Annotated in this window: 14 protein-coding genes; 12 read left to right on the top strand and 2 right to left on the bottom strand. The window is 73.5% G+C overall.

What is annotated here, in order from left to right; all coding sequences use genetic code 11:
• Positions 1-37: 37 nt before the first annotated feature.
• The gene (locus PKF00_RS37220) at positions 38-3,010 is read right to left on the bottom strand and encodes a helix-turn-helix transcriptional regulator (protein WP_271222433.1); all 2,973 of its coding nucleotides are present in this window, start codon (positions 3,008-3,010) and stop codon (positions 38-40) included.
• 247 nt (positions 3,011-3,257) lie between these two features.
• Between PKF00_RS37220 and PKF00_RS37215 the strand changes: the two genes are divergently transcribed.
• The 6 genes from PKF00_RS37215 to PKF00_RS37190 all read left to right on the top strand — a co-directional run bounded on the left by PKF00_RS37215 (position 3,258) and on the right by PKF00_RS37190 (position 12,216).
• On the top strand, positions 3,258-3,461 hold the full coding sequence (locus tag PKF00_RS37215; RefSeq protein ID WP_271222432.1) for a hypothetical protein: 204 nt from the start codon (positions 3,258-3,260) through the stop codon (positions 3,459-3,461).
• Positions 3,462-3,635: 174 nt separating this feature from the next.
• Positions 3,636-4,226: an ATP-binding protein gene (locus tag PKF00_RS37210; protein WP_271222431.1), complete on the top strand. Its 591-nt coding sequence runs from the start codon at positions 3,636-3,638 to the stop codon at positions 4,224-4,226.
• Positions 4,227-4,447: 221 nt separating this feature from the next.
• On the top strand, positions 4,448-7,825 hold the full coding sequence (locus tag PKF00_RS37205; RefSeq protein WP_271222430.1) for an FtsX-like permease family protein: 3,378 nt from the start codon (positions 4,448-4,450) through the stop codon (positions 7,823-7,825).
• The gene (locus tag PKF00_RS37200; RefSeq protein ID WP_271222429.1) at positions 7,822-10,416 is read left to right on the top strand and encodes an FtsX-like permease family protein; all 2,595 of its coding nucleotides are present in this window, start codon (positions 7,822-7,824) and stop codon (positions 10,414-10,416) included. Before PKF00_RS37205 ends, PKF00_RS37200 begins: the two co-directional genes overlap by 4 nt.
• Positions 10,413-11,426 (top strand): ABC transporter ATP-binding protein, encoded by a 1,014-nt coding sequence (locus PKF00_RS37195; RefSeq protein WP_271222428.1) that lies wholly within the window; start codon positions 10,413-10,415, stop codon positions 11,424-11,426. The genes PKF00_RS37200 and PKF00_RS37195 overlap by 4 nt, the downstream gene beginning before the upstream one ends.
• Positions 11,416-12,216: an ABC transporter ATP-binding protein gene (locus PKF00_RS37190; protein WP_271222427.1), complete on the top strand. Its 801-nt coding sequence runs from the start codon at positions 11,416-11,418 to the stop codon at positions 12,214-12,216. Before PKF00_RS37195 ends, PKF00_RS37190 begins: the two co-directional genes overlap by 11 nt.
• An 18-nt stretch (positions 12,217-12,234) precedes the next feature.
• On the opposite strand, the gene PKF00_RS37185 is transcribed toward PKF00_RS37190, so the two are convergent.
• Positions 12,235-13,086, bottom strand: coding sequence for a maleylpyruvate isomerase family mycothiol-dependent enzyme (locus PKF00_RS37185; RefSeq protein WP_271222426.1), 852 nt, complete (start codon positions 13,084-13,086; stop codon positions 12,235-12,237).
• 765 nt (positions 13,087-13,851) lie between these two features.
• Between PKF00_RS37185 and PKF00_RS37180 the strand changes: the two genes are divergently transcribed.
• Genes PKF00_RS37180 through PKF00_RS37155 form a run of 6 tightly spaced genes read left to right on the top strand, consistent with a single transcriptional unit; the run spans position 13,852 to position 21,052 of the window.
• Complete coding sequence (locus PKF00_RS37180; protein WP_271222425.1) at positions 13,852-14,757, top strand: AfsA-related hotdog domain-containing protein; 906 nt, start codon at positions 13,852-13,854, stop codon at positions 14,755-14,757.
• Positions 14,754-15,434, top strand: a complete 681-nt coding sequence (locus PKF00_RS37175) for a methyltransferase family protein (protein WP_271222424.1) — start codon at positions 14,754-14,756, stop codon at positions 15,432-15,434. Before PKF00_RS37180 ends, PKF00_RS37175 begins: the two co-directional genes overlap by 4 nt.
• A complete protein-coding gene (locus tag PKF00_RS37170; protein WP_271222423.1) occupies positions 15,431-16,102 on the top strand; it encodes a nitroreductase family protein in 672 nt (223 codons plus the stop codon). Before PKF00_RS37175 ends, PKF00_RS37170 begins: the two co-directional genes overlap by 4 nt.
• Positions 16,099-18,924: a PEP/pyruvate-binding domain-containing protein gene (locus PKF00_RS37165; RefSeq protein ID WP_271222422.1), complete on the top strand. Its 2,826-nt coding sequence runs from the start codon at positions 16,099-16,101 to the stop codon at positions 18,922-18,924. Before PKF00_RS37170 ends, PKF00_RS37165 begins: the two co-directional genes overlap by 4 nt.
• Positions 18,924-19,832 (top strand): UbiA prenyltransferase family protein, encoded by a 909-nt coding sequence (locus PKF00_RS37160; RefSeq protein ID WP_271222421.1) that lies wholly within the window; start codon positions 18,924-18,926, stop codon positions 19,830-19,832. Before PKF00_RS37165 ends, PKF00_RS37160 begins: the two co-directional genes overlap by 1 nt.
• Entirely contained in the window at positions 19,829-21,052 is a 1,224-nt protein-coding gene (locus tag PKF00_RS37155; protein ID WP_271222420.1) for a cytochrome P450, read from the top strand. Before PKF00_RS37160 ends, PKF00_RS37155 begins: the two co-directional genes overlap by 4 nt.
• Positions 21,053-21,117: the final 65 nt, after the last annotated feature.

The following is a 21,117-nucleotide window of genomic DNA, read 5'->3' as shown; positions in this document are numbered from 1 at the left end:
GGACGCCGTCGTGCCCGAGACCTTTCCGGCCGGGGGCTCAGTCGTCGAGCAGGTCGGTCCTGGAGCGCTTGCCCAGCTTCTTGAGAGTGCGGGCGACGTGCTGCTCGACCGTGCGGGGGGACAGGAACAGCACCTGCGCGATCTCGCGGTTCGTCCGCCCCCGCGCCAGCAGCCTGGCCACGTCCTCCTCGCGGGGCGACAGCACGTCGCCGTATCCCCGGCGTCCCCTGCGGGAGGGGGTGACCGCGCCGTGGCTGCGCAACTGGTGCCTGCAGCGGTCGGCGTCGCGCGTCGCGCCCATCTCGGCGAACCTGTCGGCCAGCGCGGACAGCTCCTCCGCGGCCTCCACCGCCTCAGGGGGCTCCGGCGTCCCCGGGGGAGCCGCGGGTTCCGGGACCCGTGAGGACTTCTCGGTCCCCGCCGCCTCCGCCTCCAACCGGCACAGTGCGGCCTGCTCGGCGGCCAGGGCCTCGTAGTACGGCGCGGGCAGCCGGAGGTAGCGCCGCCGGGCGTCGTCGTAGTGTCCCAGCGCGGACGACAGATCGCCTCTGGCCTGCGCCAGCTGCCCCCTCGCCATCTCGAGCGCCGCCCCCGCCATCGGCGCGTCCTTCGCCGCGATGCCGTGTTCGAGCTCGTCGGCCAGTTTCTGCGCCTCGCCGATCCGGTCGTGGGCCACGAGGACGGCGACCGCCACGGGAACCAGCTCGCCCGTCCAGGTCCAGACCCCCTTGGACCGCACCGCCGCCAGGGCGCGGTCGATCTCGGCGAGGGCGAGCGTGTCCTCCCCCTGCGAGAGCCTGAGCCTGGCCAGCGCCGTGAAGCCCCCGAAGATGACGGGCGTGATGGCGTCGTGCGGCGATCTGACACCGGTGGCCGAGAGCCGCTCCTCCGCCTCCTCCCAGTCGCCGCGGACGATCGCGAGCGAGCCGAGGACGAGCGAGAGCTCGCTGGCCACGGGGAACAGGTCGTGATACTCGTCGAGGAGGTCGGCGGCGCGTTCGGCCAGGCCGTGCCAGTCACCGAGGAACCAGTTGAGCCTGGCCTGGGTCGCGCGCGCGGTGCTCACGACGAACGGGGTCCCGGCGTCGATCGCCAGCCGCAGTCCCGTCTCCAGCAGCGTTCTCGCCCGCCGGTAGTGGCCGACTCCGGTGCAGGCGTCCGCCATGTTGCAGTGCACCCGCGCCAGCTGCCGCTGCTCGCCCGTGCTCAGCGGGGCGCTCGACGGCAGGAACGTCAGGTTCCGCAGGACGTGCGGGTCCCCGGTCTGCATCAGGGAGGACAGATGGTTGGCCTGCAGGGAGAGCCGCACCTCTCCCTCGGACGTCTCTATCAACGTCCGCAGCCGATCTCTCCACGGCAGGATCTCCGCCAGCGGTGTCGTGCCGTAGAACGGCTGGGCGAGCACGGACACCCCCCTGGCGAGCAGGGCGGGGCGTTCCTCCAGCTCGTCCAGGGCCGTCTCGATCACCGCGCGTCCCGCCTTGAGCCTGCCCGTCTGGCGCACCAGGAGCATTCCCAGGAACAGCCGCACCTCGCCTCTGGCGGCGGTCGAGAGCCTGGGGTCGCTCAGCAGCCGCTCCAGCGTGGCCACCGGGTCGTACTGGTCGAGCCCCGTGTGCGCGACCTGCCCGAGTTTGACCGCGAGGCGGTCGACGTCCCGCGCGGTCAGGCCCGGCGTCCCCAGCAGGCGCTGCAGCAGGCGGGTCGTGGTCGACACGTCGCCGACCTGCGCCGCCAGGTCGGCGGCCTCCTCGCCGTAGCGCAACGCCTGCGCGGCGTCCCCCGCCCTGTGGCTGTGGTCGGCCATCTGCACCAGGGGCCGGGGATCGAGGCCTTCGAGCGCCCGCAGCGCCCGCGCGTGCAGCCGCTTCCTGTCGTATCCCAGGATGGTGTCGTACACCGCCTGCCTGGCCAGCGAGTGACGGTAGCCGTAGGCGTAGTCGTCGACCTCGTACAGCACGCCGTTCCCCAGCGCGGACGCCAGCGCCGCGTGGCAGCGCTGCTCGGTCAGCCCGGCGACCTCGCGGAGCAGTTCCACACTCGACGGCACGTTCAGGACGGCCGCGGCCTGCGCGAGCCTCACCGCGGCCAGGGGCATGCCCGTGAGCCGCTCCGTCATCGCCTCGCGCAGCAGTACCGGCACCTCGACGTTCTCCAGCAGCTGCCTGGCCGTCGCGCCGTCGAGGTGCACGGCTCCCGCGGAGTTCCGCAGGGCCCGCAGCGTCTCCTCCACGACGAACGGGATGCCCGCGGTGCGCTCGTAGAGTTTGGTGGCGAATTTCACCGAGATGGACTTCCGGCCGAGGATGGCCGAGGCGAGCGCGCGCACCTGGCCGCGGTCGAGCGGCCGCAGGTCCACCAGCACGCTCGCCGCCCCAGGAGGCGGGCGGTAGGCGCTTCCCAGCGGCACCCCGCCGGGCACGTCCTCCCGCCGGTAGGTGACCACGATCGAGAGGTCGCGCGGGAGGTCGGCCATCAGGAAGCGGAGCAGGTGGCGTGAGCCGTCGTCGGCCCAGTGCAGGTCCTCCACGACGAGCAGCGCGGGGCCGATCTCGGACAGCAGCTCCCTGACCGCGCGGAACAGCCGGTGGCGCTCCGACCTCGGGTCGCCCGTCGGCTCCGGCGCCTCGGGAAGGTGGTCCGACAGCTCGGGCAGCAGCGCGCGCAGCACGCCGGTCACCGGGCTCAGCCTGCTCCGTTCGATGAGGGGGGCGGGGCCGTGCGGGCGGTGGAGGCCGCCGAGCGCCTCCAGCACCGCGCCGTAGAGGAACGGCTCCCGCGGCGACTGGCAGCGGCCCAGCATGACGCGCAGACGCCGGAGGGCGGGCCGGGCCAGCAGCTCGCGCACCAGCCTGCTCTTGCCGACCCCCGCCTCCCCTTCGATCATCGCCACGGCGGGCTGCCGCGAGAGCGCGGAGGTCAGGGCGTCCAGTTCGGACTCGCGTCCGACCAGCGTCGACGACGCCTCCCGCGTCGGACCGGAAACCTCATGTCTCGGAGCTGTGGCCATCGCATGCCCCTGTCCCGCATCGCCCTGCCGCTTCGCGTGAGGTGAAAAGCGTAGGTGAAACGTATTCGGGTTGGGAACAACGTGCTTTTCACATCAATCACGTATCCCTACGTAGGTCTCTACGGATTGTTCGGGCGCGGGCTGTGACGGATGGTGCTTGCCATACGGCTGCCATCCACCCCCCCGTGGCCGGGCCGCCGCGTGCCACAGCCGGGCCTCGCCCGGCACGATGGAAACGGAGGCCTCCGTGAGACACCACCCCTCCAGGCGTCGCGCCGACCTCGCCGCCCTCATGTCGGCGGGAGAGTCCGAGTCCGCGACGCGGACGCGGTCCGCCGCCGCGCCGGCCCACGACGCGGACAGAGACAGGAACGGCGTCTGGAAGCTCCAGGTCCGCGATGTCCACTCCTACGACGTCGGCGCCATCGACCCCTGGTCGACCGCCTTCTGAAAGCCGGCGTGCCGCCGAAGAAGCCGGGCTTCCGTAAGCCGCCACGTTCCGGAAGCCCGGCCTTCGAAAGAAGCACGGTCCGGGAAAGCCGCCGCCTTGTGAAAGCCGCTGTGTTCGCCGTACGGCCGACGTCCGGTTCACCGCGTGGGCGGTAAGACATGACGAGGACATGACATGGCCATGACAGGGCACCGGCAATCCCATCCGTGCGTTTTCCTTGAGGGCGAGTGCGAGGAGGCGACGCCTGGGCGCTGGGCCACGTGCTGGGCCAGATGCTGGTCCGCGCGCTGGGACGCGCGATGGACGGAACGCTGGGACGCGGTGCGCCCGCTGGGCCTGCGCGCCTTCGCGGGCACGCCCTCCTCGATACCGCGGGCGCGCCGGTGGGCGCGCGAGCTGCTGGCGGGCAAGGCCCAGGGCGACGCGCTCGACGACGTGATGCTGCTCCTGAGCGAGGTGGTCACCAACGCCGTCCTCCACTCCGACTCGGGGCATCGTCAGGACGGCCTGGTGACGGTGCGCCTGGGCGTCGGGCCTGGGGTGGTCCATGTCGAGGTGCTCGACGCGGGGTCGGCCGTGAGCGTGCCCGCCGTACGTGAGGCGGTCGCGGACGGCGCGGGCGGGCGGGGCCTGTTCCTGGTCGACCTGGTGGCGACCGACTGGGGCGCGCACCACGGTGACACGGGCAACGCGGTCTGGTTCAGGGTCGGGATCGGCGGGGCCGTGCGGCGGCGTCCCGCTCTCAGGGTGAACGCCCCGACCTGACGGACTCGTCGCGCACGCGGTCGGCGCCCCGGTCACAGGGGCTGTTCGGGTTTCAGGCTCGCGGTCGTTTTCACGGCCGTAAATGTCACGATTTCGATATCACACATAAGTTTCTGCGATATATCGGATCTGTCACTCTATTGACGCTGAACTTGTTCTCTGTGTCGTTTCCCCGGAATGTGCCTACAACGAACGGGGTGGCGGCACGGGGAGGCGGTGCCATGCGGGGGCGAACGGCATTGGTGTTCCGGCGGGCGTTCAGCGAGCCCCTTCTGCTGGCCGCGGCCTTCGGCGCGATCCTGCTCGCCACCACCACGCTCGTCGGACTGACCGTGTACGCCACCTCGGTGGTCGACGCGGGCGTCCGCCGAACCCTGGAGACGGTCCCGATCGAGACCTCGGGGGCCGTGATCAACGCGCCGGTCCACGCCGGTTCCTTCGACGCGACCGACCGGGCCCTGCGCGCGCAGATCGCCGCGACCTACGCGGGCCTGCCGGTCTCGGTGACGGCGAGCGGCCAGTCGGGCTCCTACTCCATGCCGGGCCAGGAGCGCAGGGCCAAGCCGGAGCTGCTGCGGTTCGGCGTGCAGCAGGACCTCGCGGAGCACGCCCGGCTCGTCCGGGGCGCCTGGCCGGGCGGGGCCGGGTCCGCGACCGGCGGGACGGGCGGGACGGGCGGGACCGGGAGCGACGCCGGCACAGGGGGCGGCGCGGGCGAGGACGGGATCGTCGAGGTCGCGATCACCGGGAACGTGGCGCGGGACACCGGATTCTCCGTCGGAGACGTCTTCACGGTCGAGGGACGGCTCGACCAGGCGAAGATCCGCGTCAGGGTCGCCGGCGTCTTCGAGCTGCGGGAGCCCCGCTCAGGGCGCTGGAACGGCCAGACGCTGCTCACCCGGGGCGTCGAGATCGGCGGCTACGTCACCCACGGGCCGCTCATGGTGTCCGAGCAGACGTTCCTGCGGCGGTTCGCGGCGGGCACGTCCGTGACCTGGCTGGCCGTGCCCGACCTCCGCTCGCTCCCGCGCGAGCGGCTGCGGACCCTCGCCGCCGAGGTCGGCTCCCTCCAGAAGGACCTCAGGGCGCGGCCGGGCTGTGAGGGCTGCTCGCTGTCCACCCGCCTGCCGGAAAGGCTCACCCAGCTCGCCACCGCGACCCTGGTCGCCAGGTCGATCATGCTCGTCCCGGTGCTGCAGCTGCTGCTGCTGGCCGCCTACGCGCTGACGCTGACGGCTCGGCTGCTGGCCGACCACCGGCGGATGGAGACGGCGCTGCTGCGCTCCCGGGGGGCAGGGGCCGTACGGCTGGCGCTGCTCGCCGCGGGCGAGGCCCTGCTGGTCGCACTGCCCTGCGCCGCGGTCGCCCCGCCGCTGGCCCTCCCGCTGCTCAGGGCGGTCAACGCGATCCCCTGGACGGGGACGTCCGGGACGCCGATCGAGGTCGGCGCCGGGCAGGGCGTCTACCCCGCCGCCTACGCCGTCTCGGCGGCGGTGGCGCTGGGCTGTGCCGTGCTGATGACCCTGCCCGCGCTGGGCGGCGCCCGCCGCACCTACGTGACCGAACAGGCGACGCGCGGGCGCGGCGAGCGGTACGGCCTGCTCCAGCGGGCGGGCGCGGACGTGGTGCTGCTCGGCGTGGCGGCGCTGGCGGTGTGGCAGCTGCGGCACTACGGCGCCCCGGTCACCGCGACCGCGGGAGGCGAGCTCGGCATCGACCCGCTGATCGTGGCCGGCCCCGCCGTCGCCCTGCTCTGCGGAGGCCTGATCGGGCTGCGCTTCGTGCCCCCGGTCTCCCGGATCGCCGAGCGGCTGACCTCCCGCCGCGTCGACCTGGCGCCCGCGCTGGGAGCCTGGCAGGTCAGCCGCCGTCCCGCGCGCTACTCGGGACCCGCGCTGCTGCTGACCATGGCGATCGCGATCGGCGTCGTCTGCATGACGACCACCGCCACCTGGCGCGACTCCCAGGAGGACCAGGCCAGGCACCAGGCAGGAGCCGACCTGCGGGTGGCCTCGCCGCCGGACAACTCCGAACTGGGACCGCTCGGGCGGGCGGCGGCCTACGCGGCGCTGCCCGGCGTGACCTCGCTCGGCCCGGCCTACCGGGCCGGGACCGAGCTGGCGGGCGAGGAGGCCAACCTGCTCGCCGTCGACGGGAGCGAGCTGCCCGGCATGCTCAAGCTCCGTCCCGACCTGTCGGACGACCCGGTCGGCGTGCTCGCGCGCGGGCTCACCGCGGCGCGCCCCCGGCTGCCGGGCCTGCCGATCCCGGGCAGGCCGGAACGGCTGCTCGTGCGGACGAGGCTCACGGCGGACGACCCCGCGCTGGCCGAGCCGTACGGGCGGGCCCCGCTGACGCTGGTGGTCGCGGACGGCGAGGGCACGTGGCACCCGGTCCGGTTCACTCCCGGCCTGGGGGAGCGGGAGACGGCGATCGACCTGGCGGCCCTGCGCGGGCGGAGCGGGCGGCTGACCTACCCGCTGACCGTCGCCGCGATCGTCGCCGACGTGCCGCTGCCGCCGGTGGGAACCGGCTACGAGGTGGCCGTGCTGCGCATCGAGACGGGTGAGGGCGCCCAGGTGGGACCGGCGGCGGGAACGCGGCTGGCGCACGGGGGCGCTGCCGGGCTCGCGACGGAGCGGAGCTACGACACCGAGCGGGGACTGTTCGCCGCCGCGTTCGAGGCCCCGCCGCGTCGCGGTCCCTTCGACACGCTCGCCCCGCAGCGGATCACGGTCGTCCCCGTGCCGCGGGACGTGCCGGACAGGGCCCTGTTCGTCGGCGAGGGCGCTCCGCAGGGCGCCTACCTCGGCCCGCTGCCGGTGATCCTCACCGACGACCTGGCCGCCCGGCGCCACCTGGTCACGGGCTCGACGGCCAAGGTCACCTTCGACCGGCGGAGCACCGTGATCAAGGTCGCCGGGATCGTGGACGAGCTTCCCGGGACGCCTCCGGACAAGCCTGCCGTGCTGCTCGACTGGCAGACCATGCAGGCGTGGGACCTGCTGGACCACCGCCTCCCGCGTCCGCCGACCGAGTGGTGGCTGGGAACGGGCGGGGCGGAGACCACCGGGGCCGCCGCCGAACTCGGCCGCCACCCCGAGTGGGACGTGACCGTGGTCGACCTGTCCTCGCTGACCGGCAGCCTCAGGGACGACCCGCTGGCGGGCGGCCTGCGGGGGGCGCTGACCCTCGGCTTCCTCGCCGCGCTCGTCTTCGCCGTCCTCGGCTTCGTCGTCAACGCCCTCGTCGCGGCCAGGGAGCGGACGGCCGAGTTCGCCATCCTGCGGGCCCTCGGGGTCGGCTTCCGGCAGGTGTTCGGGCTGCTCGCGGTCGAGCAGGCCTTCCTGATCGGCCTGTCCCTGGCCGCGGGCACCGCGGTCGCCGTGGTCGTCGCCTCCCTGGTCGTCCCGCACATCGTGCTGACCGGCCAGGCCGCCGCCGTCACCCCGCGGGTGCTGCTGGAGATCCCCTGGGCGGCCACGCTGGCCCTGCTGGCCGCGGTCGCCGTGCTGCTGTTCGCGATCGTCGCCGCGCTGGCCCGCGTGCTGCGGCGTCAGGGCATGGGCCGCGCCCTGCGGATCGGGGAGGACCGATGAACCCCTGGACACTGGTACGGGCCAACCGGGGGGTCGCCGCCGTGCTCGGCCTGCTGGTGCTCAGCGCCTGTCTGCTGGTCGCCGCCGTGCCCAAGGTCACGCAGTCCGCCTACGACGAGGCGCTGCGCGACACCGTGGCCGGGAGCGAGCCGAGCCGTACCGACCTGGTCGTGGTCAGTCAGCGGCGGAGCGGCTCCGGCAGGCCGCTCACCCCCGAGGCGCTGCTGGAGGCGGAGCGGAGCTTCAGGGCGGCGCTGCCCGCCGAGCTCCGTCCGGTCGTGACGCCGCTCGGCACGGGCGGCAGCCACTACGGCGTGCACAAGGACGAGGTCCCCATCATCTCGGTGGACGGCCAGGCGCGTTCCTACCAGTACCTGGACCTGGGCTGGCTGTCGGACACCGGCAGGCGTGTCCGCTACGTCGCGGGCCGCCCGCCGGGGCCGCCCGGCAAGCTGGACGGCGGGCCGCTGTTCGAGGTGGCGCTGGCCCGGCAGGCGGCCGAGAAGATGCGGCTGTCCGTCGGCGCGACCGTGCTGCTCGGCGACACCGGGAAACTGGCGGCCCGTGTCAGCGGGCTGTTCGAGCCGCTGGACCCGGCGAGCCGTTACTGGCTGCACAACACGGCCGTCCGTCAGGTCATGGAGATCAGCAAGCCGATGGCGGACCACCCCGACTGGCACGCCACCGGGCTGGTGTCCGACGCGAGTCTGCCCGAGCTGGGCAGGCTGTACCGCAACACCGACTACCGGTGGGTGATCGGCGTCGACGGCCCGGCGGTCACGACGTTGCGGGCGCCCGGGCTCGTCGAGGCGGTGAGCGCCTTCCGCGGGGCCGTCCCGGTCGTGCTCGACGGGCCCTCGCCCGGCTCCCTCGAAACCGCGCTCGACGCCCTGCTCACCGAGCACCTGACCCGGCTGCGCGTCGCGGAGTCCCTGCTCCTCCTCTTCGTCGGCGGGCTGCTCGCCGTGGCCCTCGGCGTGATCGCCCTGGCCGTCCGGCTGCTGGCCGAACGCATGAGCCACGGCCTGGCCCTGATCCGGGCCAGGGGCGCCTCGCTGGCGCGGATCGCCGCGACGGCGACGGCGACGGCCTCCGCGGTCGCGGCGCCCGGGGCGGTCGCCGGATACGCCCTGTCCTACGCGGTGCCGGGCCCGGTCACCCCGATCGTGCACCTGGGGCCGCTCGCCGTCGTGGCCGCCACCGCGCTGTTCGCCGCCGGGCACGCCGTCACCCACCGGTGGCCGAGATTCGACCGGCGCGACGACGTCGTCGCCTCGCGCCCCTCGCCGCGGCGGATCACGGCCGAGGCGTCCGTCGTCGTGCTCGCCCTCGCCGGGACCTACCTGCTGCGCTCGCGCGGGCTCACCACCCAGGCGGGCGAGCGGGGCTCCGACCCCTTCCTGCTCCTGGTGCCCGCCGGGCTGACGCTGGCCGTCGCGCTGGTCGTGGTGCGCTGCTATCCCTATCCGCTGCGCCTGGCCGCACGGCTGGCCGTCAGGCTGCGGCCCGCCGTGCCCTTCCTCGGATTGGCCCTCGCGGCCAGGGCCAGGCCCGCCTCCACGCTGTCCGCGCTGATCCTGCTCCCCGCCCTCGCGGTCGCGGTGTTCGGCGCGGTGATCTCCAGCGGGCTCACCGTGACGCAGACGACCTCCGCCTGGCAGCAGGTGGGCGCCCGAGCCCGGTTGGACAGCGCCCTTCCCGTCGTCCCGGAGACGGTCGAGCGGATCAGGCGGGTCCCCGGGGTGCGGGCGGTCGTCACCGCGACGCGGACCGCCACCATGATGAGAACCGACATGCAGAGGGTCACCCTGCTCGCGGTCGACGTCCCCTCCTACCGGGCCGTCCTGCGCGACGGCCCGCTCGTCCTGCCGGACGCGCCGGTGCTGATCTCGCCCGACCTCGAGAACCGCGGCACGATCGAGCTGGTCGGCCCGCGCCCGCGCACGCTGACCCCCGGCGGGGTCGTCACCGGCCTGTCCCGCGTGTACGGCGGCGGCCCGCTGGTCCTGGCCCCGCCGGACGGCTCCCCGGCCAACACGGTGTTCGTCGACGGCGAGGGCCTGGACGCCAAGCTGCTCCTGGCCGCCGCGAACCTGCCGGGGGCGCAGGTCACGACCCTCGACGGCGTCCTCGAGGACATCGCGGAAACGCCGTTCACCGCGACGATCGAGCGCGCCTTCACCGTCGCCACGATCGCCCTGGCGGGTTACGCGCTGGCCGCCGTGCTCGTCGCCCTGGTGACCGGCGGGGCCGAGCGCGCCGGCGCGCTGACCCACCTGCGCGCCCTGGGCCTGTCCCAGGGACAGGCCCGCCGCCTGACCGTGCTGGAGATCTCCCCGATGATCGTGCTCACCGCCGTGGCCGGGCTGCTGCTCGGTCTCGCGCTGCCCGCCGCGCTGGGGCCGGGCGTCGACCTCAGCGCCTACACCGGAGGCCTCGCCGTCGAGGTCTACCCCGCCGATCTGACCGCGCCGGTCCTGCTGACCGTGGGGCTGGCGGCGGCGGCCATGCTCGGCGCCTTCGCGTACGCGGCCTTCGGCCGCGGCCGCCCGCTGGGAACCGCCCTTCGAGGACTCCGAGGAGAAGAATGACGGTGAGTCGACCGACCGGGCCCGACGCGCCTGACATATCCGACGTGTCGGTGCCGTCCTCGCTGGCCGAGCTGGAGTCGGAGGCCGTACGGCACCGGCCCGCCTTCGGGGAGAACGCGCACATCCTGTGCGACAACCTGGTGCGCATCTACAAGACCGAGGGCGTCGAGGTGGTCGCCCTGCAGGGACTCGACCTGCTGATCGACGCGGGCGAGCTGGTCGCGATCGTGGGAGCGTCGGGATCCGGCAAGTCGACCCTGCTCAACGTGCTGTCCGGGCTGGACGTGCCGACCGCGGGGGTCGCCAGGGTCGCGGGGGTCGACCTGCTGTCGATGGCGGCACGCGACCGGCTGAGGTACCGGCGCGAGGTGGTCGGCTTCGTCTGGCAGCAGACCGCGCGCAACCTCCTGCCCTACCTGACCGCCGCGGAGAACGTCGAGCTGCCCATGCGCCTGGCGGGCGCGCGGCGGCGCGGGCGCGCCGGCGAGCTGCTGGAGCTGCTGGGCGTCGGGTACTGCGCGCGGCGGCGGCCAGGCGAGATGTCCGGCGGCGAGCAGCAGCGGGTGGCCGTCGCGGTGGCGCTGGCCAACTCCCCGCAGGTCCTCCTGGCCGACGAGCCGACGGGCGAACTCGACAGCGAGACCTCCGAGGAGGTGTTCGCCGCGCTGCGCGCGGCCAACCGCGAGCTGGGCGTCACCGCGGTGATCGTCACCCACGACGTCCTGGTCTCCGAGCAGGTGGACCGGACCGTCGGCATCAGGGACGGCCGGACCAGCAGCGAGACACTCCGCCGCGCCTCCTCCGACGGGCGGATCGTCGCCGAGGAGTACGCCGTGCTCGACCGCGTCGGCCGCCTCCAGCTGCCCAGGGACTTCATGAACGAGCTGAACATGGAGCGTCGTGTCCGCCTGCAGCTGGAGCGCGACCACATCGGGGTCTGGCCCGAGGGAGCCGAGGACGGGACGGGACGGGCCGACGGCGAGGCGGGAGGAGCGGAGAGTGGGACGTGAGGAGCCGGGGGCGGCGCGGAACGGGACGGCGGCGGAACCGGAGGAGGCGGGGCGTGGTGAGCCCGTGACGGGTGAGCCGCTGGTCCTCGTCGAGGGGCTGCGCCGGGTCTACCGGAGCGGTCCCAGGGAGGTCGTCGCCCTGCACGAGGTGTCCTTCGAGGCGCACCCGGGAGAGCTGGTCGCGATCAGGGGCCGGTCGGGGTCCGGCAAGACCACCCTGCTCAACCTGGTCGGCGGCCTGGACCGTCCCGACGCGGGACGGGTGACCGTCGCGGGGCACGAGGTCACCGAGCTGGGGGAGGAGGGGCTGCTGGCCCTGCGCAGGGACGTCGTGGGCTTCGTCTTCCAGTCGTTCGGGCTGATTCCCGTCCTGTCGGCGGCGGAGAACGTCGGCGTGCCGATGCGGCTCGCCAGGACGCCGGTGGCCGAGCGCGAGGAGCGGATCCGCGTGCTGCTGTCCCTCGTCGGCCTGGCCGACCACGTCAACCAGCGCCCCTACGAACTCTCCGGAGGACAGCGGCAGCGGGTGGCGATCGCCCGCGCGCTGGCCAACCGGCCCCGCCTGCTGATCGCCGACGAGCCGACCGGCCAGCTGGACTCCCAGACGGGCCGCCAGATCATGAGGCTGATCCGCGCCGTGGTCCGGAGCGAGAAGGTGACCGCGCTGGTCGCCACCCACGATCCCGCCCTGATCACCCTGGCCGACCGGGTCCTGGAGATCCGCGACGGCGTCCTGCGCGAGGCGGGGCGGTGGGCCGACCCGGCGGCCGGGGACGCCGCCCAGGTCTGACCTCTCGGGGCACGGCGGTCAGGGCATGTGCACCACGCGGAGGAACGCGGGCAGCAGCCACGGGCGTGGGCCCCGGATCGCCACCTTGCCGCTGAGCACGGCCCGCGGTCTGCTGACGCGGCCGAACATCATCAGGATGAACGTCACAGGGTCGAAGGAGAGACGCACGTCGGCCTCGCCGCCCGGCTCTCCGATCGTCACCCTGCCCCTGTCCAGGACCAGCGTCACGGGAGTGGTGTGCGCCGAGCGGAACTCCACCGCGATGCGACGCCCGGGCACGGGTTTTCCCGTCTCCAGCAGCCGCCCCGAGTCGTTGTGGACGACTCCCACCATGAACAGCTCGAAGAACAGGGCGGCGTCCCGCGGGGATATCTCCCACGGCCTCCGGGTGGCGCGGGCCAGGTCGCGGCCGTGGATCAGCAGCTCGTTGAGCAGGTGGGCGACCACCCCCGCGACGGGGACCCGGGAGCCGCCGAGCCAGACGACCGGCTGGGCGGGGTCGAGGCCCTCCGTGGCCCGCAGGAGATGGTCGATGTGGGCGCGCAGCTGTTCGGTGAGCGCCTGGGGATCCCGCTCGCCGAAGTGCCGCAGGGTCAGGTCGTTGAACGCGTCGATGGTGTCCACGGTGATGTCCTCGAGGCCCGCCTCGAGGGCGGGGATCGGGATCGGGGTGTCCTCGGGGCGCACCAGGGAGGTGTACAGCCAGGCGATGGCGGTCACGTGGGCGGCGGTCTCGACCACCGACCAGCCCGAGGTCACCTCCGCGTGCGGGTCGGACGACGAGGAGACCATCCCGGTGAACCGGTCGCCGGTCCTCCTGATGGAGGTGCGTACGGTCTTCCACTGGTCGTGTGTGATGGGCGCGGCCACGTCTGCCTCCTCCACGGAGCCTTTCGGGAGCCCTGAAAGGACGAGCGGTGCGGGTGTTCGAAAACGCGGTCTGCGGGCCGTCCCGTTCCCGTGGCGCGAACTCCAGCCAGGCAGGGCAGGGGCGACCGAAATCACCGCAACGTTAACATCCGGTCGCCGTTACGGGGATATTTCAGGATATGTAGTCGTCACTCTGGTCGAAGCCCTTCCGGGTTCCCCTGGTTTTCGGGCGGCCCGATACTCGTGCACGCATTTCCGGAGCGGATGATTTCCGGGATTCATTGCTTCCGGAACGGGTGATTTCTGGAACGCGCCGTTTCCGAAAAGCGGTGTTTTCCGAGCCGCCGCACCTGGACAGGGCTCGCGATCCCGTGGTTTCCGGGAAGCGGGTGCGTTCCGCCTCCCGTGGTCCGCCGGAACGGCGTGCGGACGTCCGGCGCGAACCTGACACAAATACCGGCAAGTCAGGGGTCGAATCGCTGGGAATCCGGCGTCTCTCTCCGGAAACCGGGGTCGTGAACGTTCGGGACCAGCCGATCCGACCGACAGGCCGGGTGTCAACTCGGTTCCCTCAATAGAGCAATTTGGAAGATGCGATATCACGATTTAGTAGTGATGATCGGCTAACGAATTGGTCTGGGGCAGTTCGAGTTTTTGGTCACACATGTCATGGATTCAAATGGCATGTCTGGTTCAGGGGAGGCGGGGGTCGCCCCTGAACCGTCGAACAGCGTCCGCCCCTAGCCCATGCTGGAGGTTTGATCCTTGGTATCTCATTCACATCTGGGCACGTCATACGACACACCGACGTCGGACTGGCTGAGCGTCATCACGCCGACGCCCCCGCAGCCGGGACGGCACGGCGCCGTGTTGCGGGTGGACCGGGACCACCCGTTCTTCTTCGACCACCCGCTCGACCACGTGCCGGGGATGCTGCTGGTGACCGGGCTGCTGGATCTGGTGCGGGCCCGCACCGGCGTCTCCCGGTGGACGCGCGGCGACCACCGGATCCGGCTGTCGCTGAAGTTCATGAGGATGTGCGAGCTCGGCAGCGGGGTGCTCCTGCTCGCGGAGCCCGGTTCCGGCGGAGACGACGGTGAGTGGGCCGTCAAAGTCGTGCAGGACGACAGCACGGTGTGCTCGGGCACCGTCGAACTGGTCGAGGAACGCGAGCAGGCCGCGCAGCCGTGCGACTCCGAACGCGGCGACCCGGTGACACCGGCCCCGCCGGACCTGGTGCACCGCGCGGACCCGCAGAACGTGGTGGTCGGCGAGCCCGTGATCTCCCCGGAGGCGTACGAGGCGTCGACGGTCTCCCCGCCGTCCGGGCACTTCCTGCTCCGGCACGGCGACGAGCGTTACGGAATCGAGGAGATGATCGAGTCGGGACGACAACTGGTGACCGTGGCCAGTCACCTGGCGCACGAACGGCCCCGCGACGTGATGATGCTCTGGCTGGAGCTGAGAGCCGACCTGCCCGTGGGCGTTCGCCGCTCCGTCCCGCTGGGGCTGCACTGGCCGGTACGGCCCGCCCGCGGCAACTTCGGGAGCTTCGACCTCACCGTGGTCGCCCGCGCCACCGGCCTGCCGCTCGGCTCGTTGTCCTACGAGTCCAAGTGCCTCGCCCCGGCCGCCTACCGCAGGCTCCGCGGAAAGGAGCCGCGGGCATGAGCGGAACGCCGTCCTCGAAACCGCCGACCACGGCCGCGAAGCGGGCCTGGACCGGCTACATCATCCCCGCGCTGTTCGTCGTCGCCGTGGCGATCAACGTCGCCGGACTGGTCCTGCACCTCACGAGGGCGGGCGAGCCGACACACCTGTTCGCCGCCGCCTTCGTCGCGGCCAACCTGCTCTGGGTCGCGCTGGAGACGCCGATCTCCTTCCGCAGGCCGTCCGCCCCGCCCCGCGAGGTGGCGACCCTGGTGACCTACGGGGTCGCCCGCATGGCCACGGTCGCCGCCGCCGTCCTCGGGCCGATCCCGTGGCAGCGCCCGTTCCCCGTGGCCGTGCCGGCCGTGCTGCTCTTCCTGGGCGGCGTGCTGCTGCGCCAGGTCGCGATGCGGGTGCTCGGGCAGTTCTACTCGCACCACGTGATCCGCCGCGACGACCACATGATCGTCAGGACCGGCCCCTACCGGCTGATCCGCCACCCCGCCTACGCGGGCATGCTGCTGGGGCACGCGGGCCTGGTGCTGTTCTTCCTCAACTGGGCCAGCGTGCCGCTGTTCGCGGCACTGGCGCTGGCCATCGGCTGGCGGATCCGCGTCGAGGAGCGGGAACTGCTGGCGATCCCGGCCTACCGTCAGTACGCGGCGGACAGGCCCCGCCTGGTTCCCGGAGTGTGGTGAGCGTGGCCGTACCGCTCGACCTCACCTGCGACGAGTTGCTGAGCACCACCAGGGCGGTGCGCCGCGGCCTCGACCTGACGAGGCCGGTGGACCTCGAAGTGGTCAAGGAGTGCCTGCGCCTCGCCCTGCAGGCCCCCAACGGCTCGAACCGGCAGCGCTGGCGCTGGATCGTCCTCACCGACCCCGCCCTGCGCTCCCGGGTGGCCGACGTCTACCGCCGGGCCTTCCACGACCGCATGGGGCCCGCGCTGGACCGGCTCGACGAGGCGGAGGCGTCCGTCCGCCGCCTGCTGACCGACGGCCGCGACCTGGCCGAGAAGCTGCACCGGGTGCCGGTGCTGGTCGTCCCCTGCCTGGAACTGGACAGCGAACGGCTGCCCGAGGGCAACCAGGCGGGAGTGTGGTCGTCGCTGCTTCCCGCCATGTGGAGCTACGCGCTGGCCGCCCGCTCCCGCGGCCTGGCGACGACCTGGACGACGGTTCACCTGGACCGGGAGAAGGAGGTGGCGGAGCTGCTCGGCCTGCCGAAGACGGTGCACCAGGGGGGCCTGCTGCCCACCGCCCACAGTCTCAGGACCAGGTTCGGGCCCGGCCCGCGCCTGCCGCTCGAGGAGGTCCTGCACATCGACGGATGGAACGGCGAGACCCGGGTGGAGGCGCGTCCATGACACCGGTGACGCGGTTGCTCGTCAGCGGGGCGGGCCTTCTCGACGCCGCCCGGGTGGGCAACAAGTTCGCCAGGCTGGAGTCGATGCGGCTGGCCGGGTTCCCCGTGCCGCCGCTGTACTGCCTGTCGGCGCTCGCCTTCGACCAGGCCACCCGATCGGTGCGCGAGGGCCTGCCGCCCGTGCCGTCCCCCGGCGACGTCGAGGCGGTGCGGGCCTGGGGCGGGGCCGCCGCCGCCGAGGTGGCCCGTCTGCGGGTGCCGGGGCGTGTCGCCGAGCGGGCGCTCGCCGCGTTCGACGAGGTGGTCGGGCCCGGCGGGCTGGCCGCCGTACGGGCCTGTGTGGTGGCCGCGGAGGGGCTGCCCGGCGAGGACGACGTCGCGGACCCGTTCGCCGGGATGAGCGACAGCTTCCTGTACGTGCCGCGCGAGGACCTGCTCGCCCGGATCGTGGACTGCTGGGCCTCGGCGTACAAGCCGGAGGCCGTGCTCTACCGGCTGAACAGGGGCGGCGACCCCGCCGCGACGCGCGTCGCGGTCGGCGTCCAGCGCATGGCGCTGGGCACCCGCTCCTTCGTCGCCTTCACCCGGGACCCGCGCGACGGCGCGGTCCGGCACGTGATCGCCGCCGCGCACGGGATCGGCGAGGGCGTGGTGCAGGAGAAGGCCGACGTGGACCACTTCTTCGTCAGCCCGGACACCGGCCACGTGCGCGCGGAGACGGTGCGCAAGCACCGGATGGTCGGCCCGCCCGCACCGGACGGACCCCCCGAGCCCGCCCTGCTGGACGTGCCGCCGGAGCTGGCCGAGACGCCGGTGCTGGACGGGGCGCAGATCGGCAGGGTCGTCGCGGCGGCCACCCGGATCGAGCTGCACTTCGGCTGCCCACAGGACATCGAGGGCGCCTTCACCGAGGACGGGGAACTGCACGTGGTCCAGGCCAGGCCCATGGTGCTGCCCTCGGTGCCGCCCTCAGTGCCACCTTCAGTGCCCGCCGCGCGCCCCGGCTCCAACGGCTCTCGCGGTTCCGTCCCCGCCGGTTCGGACGGCTCCGGCGACACCGGCCGTTCCGGCGCGCGCCCCCCTGCCGACCGGCGGGTGCTGTGGAGCAACCACAACATCACCGAGAGCTATCCGGGGGTGTCCGGCGCGCTGACCTACTCGCTGGCCCGCGACTTCTACCGGTGGATCTTCACCGACCTGTACCGGCGGATGGGCGTGTCCGAACGCGGGCTGCGCCACGACGCGCACCATCTCGACCGGATGGTCGGCATGCTCGACGGCCGGATCTTCTACCGTCTCGACGCCTGGTACGTCCTGCACGGCCGGATGCCCGCCTTCGAGTTCGTCAGGGGCTGGTGGGAGCACTCGATGGGGCTGGTCGACGACCCCCGCTCGGTCCCGCCGCGTCCCGGGTGGCGGCTGCGGGCGGCGCTGGCCGCGCCCGGCCTGCTCCGCGGGGCGCTCGGCCACCCGGCCGCGGTGCGCGACTTCCTGCGCTGGTGGGACGGGGTCGCGGCGACGGCGGAGCGGGAGATCGACCGCCGGAGCCCGGAGGAACTGGTCGTCTTCTACCGGCGGCTGTGGGCACAGGTCGCGGTCCGCTGGGGGGTCACCCTGACCAACAGCGTCTTCAGCATGCTGGTCGCGGGCGCGCTGGACAGGCTGCTGCGGCGCTGGGCCGGTCAGAACGGCCACACCCTGATGCTCGGCCTGCTCTCCGGCGGCCCCGACAACCGCTCGCTGGCCGCGCTGCGGTCGGCGATCGCGCTGGCCGAGCTGATCGACGCCGACGCGCGGGCGCGCGAGCAGGTGCTGGGCGCGGAGGACCCGGACGCCGCCCGCGAGGTGTGGGGGCGGCTGGCGGCAGGGGAGTACGGCGTCGCGCTCGCCGAGGCGGCCGCCGAGCACCTGCGCCGCTACGGCCACCGCGCGGCGGGCGACCTCAAGCTGGAGGAGCCGACGCCCCGCCAGAGGCCGTGGATGGTGCTGGACATGGTGCGCCCCTTCGTCAGGCAGCGCCGTACGGTGGCCGGGAGCCGCGCGGAGGAACTCAGGGTCCGCCGGGAGGCGGAACGGGAGCTGCGCAGGAGCTGCCCCGACCCGCTGCGCCGTACGGTGCTGCGGACGCTGGCCGCCGTGTTGCGCGGCCACACCAAGGCGCGGGAGGACACCAGGTTCTGCCGCACCGAGCTGTACGGCCTGTCCCGCGGGGTGCTGTTCCGGCTGGGCGCGGAACTCGCGGCGGCGGGTCACCTCGACGACGCGGACGACATCGTCGACCTGACCGTGCAGGAGGTGCTCGGGGCCTTCGAGGGCACCCTGCCCGGCTCGGAGCTGCGCCCGCTGGCCGCGCACCGCAGACGGGAGCGGGAGCGCCACGCCACGCTGCCGGTTCCGCCGTCGCGCCGGTTCACCGCGGCGGGCGTCGCGCTGGCCACGCCGGTGTCCGCGGAGGAGGACGACGCCGCCCCGGCCGCGCGGGACGCCGACCCCCGGCTGCTGCGAGGGCTCGCCTCGAGCACCGGGGTCGTGCGCGCCCGCGCCAAGGTGGTGCTGCACCCCTCGGTGCCGCCCGAGTCCTGCCAGGACAGGATTCTCATCGCCAGGGAGACCGACCCGGGGTGGCTGTTCCTGATGACCGCGGCCAAGGGGCTGGTGGTCGAGCGCGGCACCCTGCTGTCCCACACCGCCATCACGGGCCGGCTGCTCGGGGTGCCGACCGTCGTCGCGGTGCCCGGCGCGACCACCCGCATCCCCGACGGAGCCCTGGTCGAGCTGGACGGCGCGGAGGGGACCGTGCGCATCCTGGAGGACGAGCAGTGATGATCACCCGGCTCGGCAGATACGTCCTCGGCAGCTATCCGCCCGCCTTCTACCTCCCCTACGGCGTGAGCTGGGCGCTGGGCGTGACGGCCCTGTTCACCCTGGCCGACCCGCGCGTCACCGCCTGGAGCCTGGACGGCGGGGCCGCGGTCGCGGCGCTGACCTTCGCGGTCGACCTGCTGCTGATGCGGGCCGTCGACGACATCCGCGACCTCGACTACGACCGCGAGCACAATCCGGGACGGCCGCTGGCGAGCGGCGCCGTGCGGGTCTCCGACCTGGTGGTCCTCATCGTGGTCGGCGTCGTGGCGGTGTTGGCGCTCAACGCGGGCCGGGGAGTCGCCCTGGTCGCGCTGGCCGCGCAGCTCGGTTACGCGCTCCTGGTGCTGGTGGTCGACCAGAGGTGGCACTGGCCCTCGGGAGACGCCATCGCGCTCAGCGCGTGGGTGAGCTTCCCCGTGCAGGTGCTGATCAACCTCTACCTCTACGCCGGGGTGCTGAACCAGACGGGCCTGGCCCCGAGCTGGCACGCGGTTCCCGCGCTGGTCGTGGCCAGCACCGCGTTCCTGCACCTGGAGTACGCCCGCAAGGTCACCCGTGACCTGCGTCCCGGCGAGCGCAGCTACGTCGTCCTGTGGGGCGCGGACCGGACCGCGGTCACCGCGGTGATCAGCGCCGTGGTCTCCGTGGTCGTCGCGCTGGCGCTGACCCGCCCGTGGGGGACGGGCCCCGCCGCCTCGCCGTGGGGCTGGCTGGTCGTGCTCCCGCTGGCCTTCGTCGCGTTCGGCGCCGACCGCTTCTGGCGGGCGCGGACCGTCCGCTGGCCGCTGCTGGCCGCCGTGGCGTTCCTGCTGACCAGCTTCCTGCTCTACCTGGTGGTCGCCCTGCTCGGAAAGGACGTCGCATGACCGGTACGGCGCCGTGCCCGTTCCCCTTCCCCGAGGGACCGGACGCCCGCCCGCCACGGGAGTACGAGGAGTTGCTCGGCCGTCCCGGGCTGCCGCTCGTGATGCTGTCGAACGGCAGCGAGGCCCTGCTGGTGGCCCGGCACGCCGAGGTCAAGGCGGTGCTGTCCGACGACCGCTTCAGCCGGGCCTCCTTCGCGGGGCGGCCGATGTTCGCCCGTACTCCCGAGTCGCTGGCGCTGGCCACCAGCGACCCGCCGGTGCACACCCGCAGGCGCAGGGCCGTGCTGCACGCCTTCACCGCGCGCAGGGCCAGGAGGCAGACCCCCTGGCTGCGCGCGCTCGCCGGGGACCTGCTGGACGAGCTGGAGACGCGCGCGCAGCCGGTCGACCTGGTGAACGCCTTCACCGTGCCGTTCGCGCTGAACGCGATCACCGAGATGCTCGGCGTTCCCGCGGACGACCGGTCCCAGCTGCGCCCCCTGGTGGACAGGATGATGTCGACGACCCGCTTCACCCGGGAGGAGGTGGCCGCCGCGCACCGGGAGGCGGGAGACTACTTCGCCGGCCTGGTCGCGGCCAGGGAGGCGGAGATCGCCGCGGGCGAGGCGGGGGACGACCTGCTGACCGAGCTGCTGGCCGCGCCCGAGGCCGAGCGGCTGAGCCGCGAGGAGATCGCGGTCTTCGGCGCGGGGCTGCTCATGGCGGGCTACGAGACGACCGGCAACCAGCTCGCCATCTGCGCGCTGACCGTGCTCCTCGACCCCGCCCTGGCCGGCCGGCTGCGCGCGGACCCGGACGCGCTGGCCCCCGCCGTCGAGGAGATGCTGCGCTGGAGCTCGCTGGTCGCCACCGGAGGCGCGCCGCACGTCGCGACCGAGGACGTACGGCTCGGCGAGACCCTGGTGCGCGCGGGCCAGGTGGTCGTGCCGCTGACCGACGCCGCCAACCGGGACCCGGCGGTGTTCGCCGACCCCGGCCGGTTCGTCCCGGACCGGGAGGAGAACCCGCACGTGGCCTTCGGGCACGGCAGGCACTTCTGTCTCGGCGCGCATCTGGCCAGGGCCGAGCTCCAGGTGGGGCTGGGCGCGCTGCTGCACCGCCTCCCCGACCTGGCGCTCGCCGTGCCCGCGGGGGAACTGGTGTGGCGCCGCGGCATGTTCATCCGGGGGCTCATGGAACTGCCGGTCCGCTGGCCGGTCGTCCGCGACCGGCCGGTGTGACGGCCGGGCGCCGGAGAGAGCGGTTTCCGGCTGCCGGCTTCCCGCCGAACGTCGTCGGGGGTTTC

Origin of the sequence: Streptosporangium carneum, from assembly GCF_027922005.1 — a bacterium.
GTDB lineage: Bacteria > Actinomycetota > Actinomycetes > Streptosporangiales > Streptosporangiaceae > Streptosporangium > Streptosporangium carneum.
Note: the sequence above shows the minus strand (reverse complement) of the source record. Positions and strands in the feature narration are given on the sequence as shown.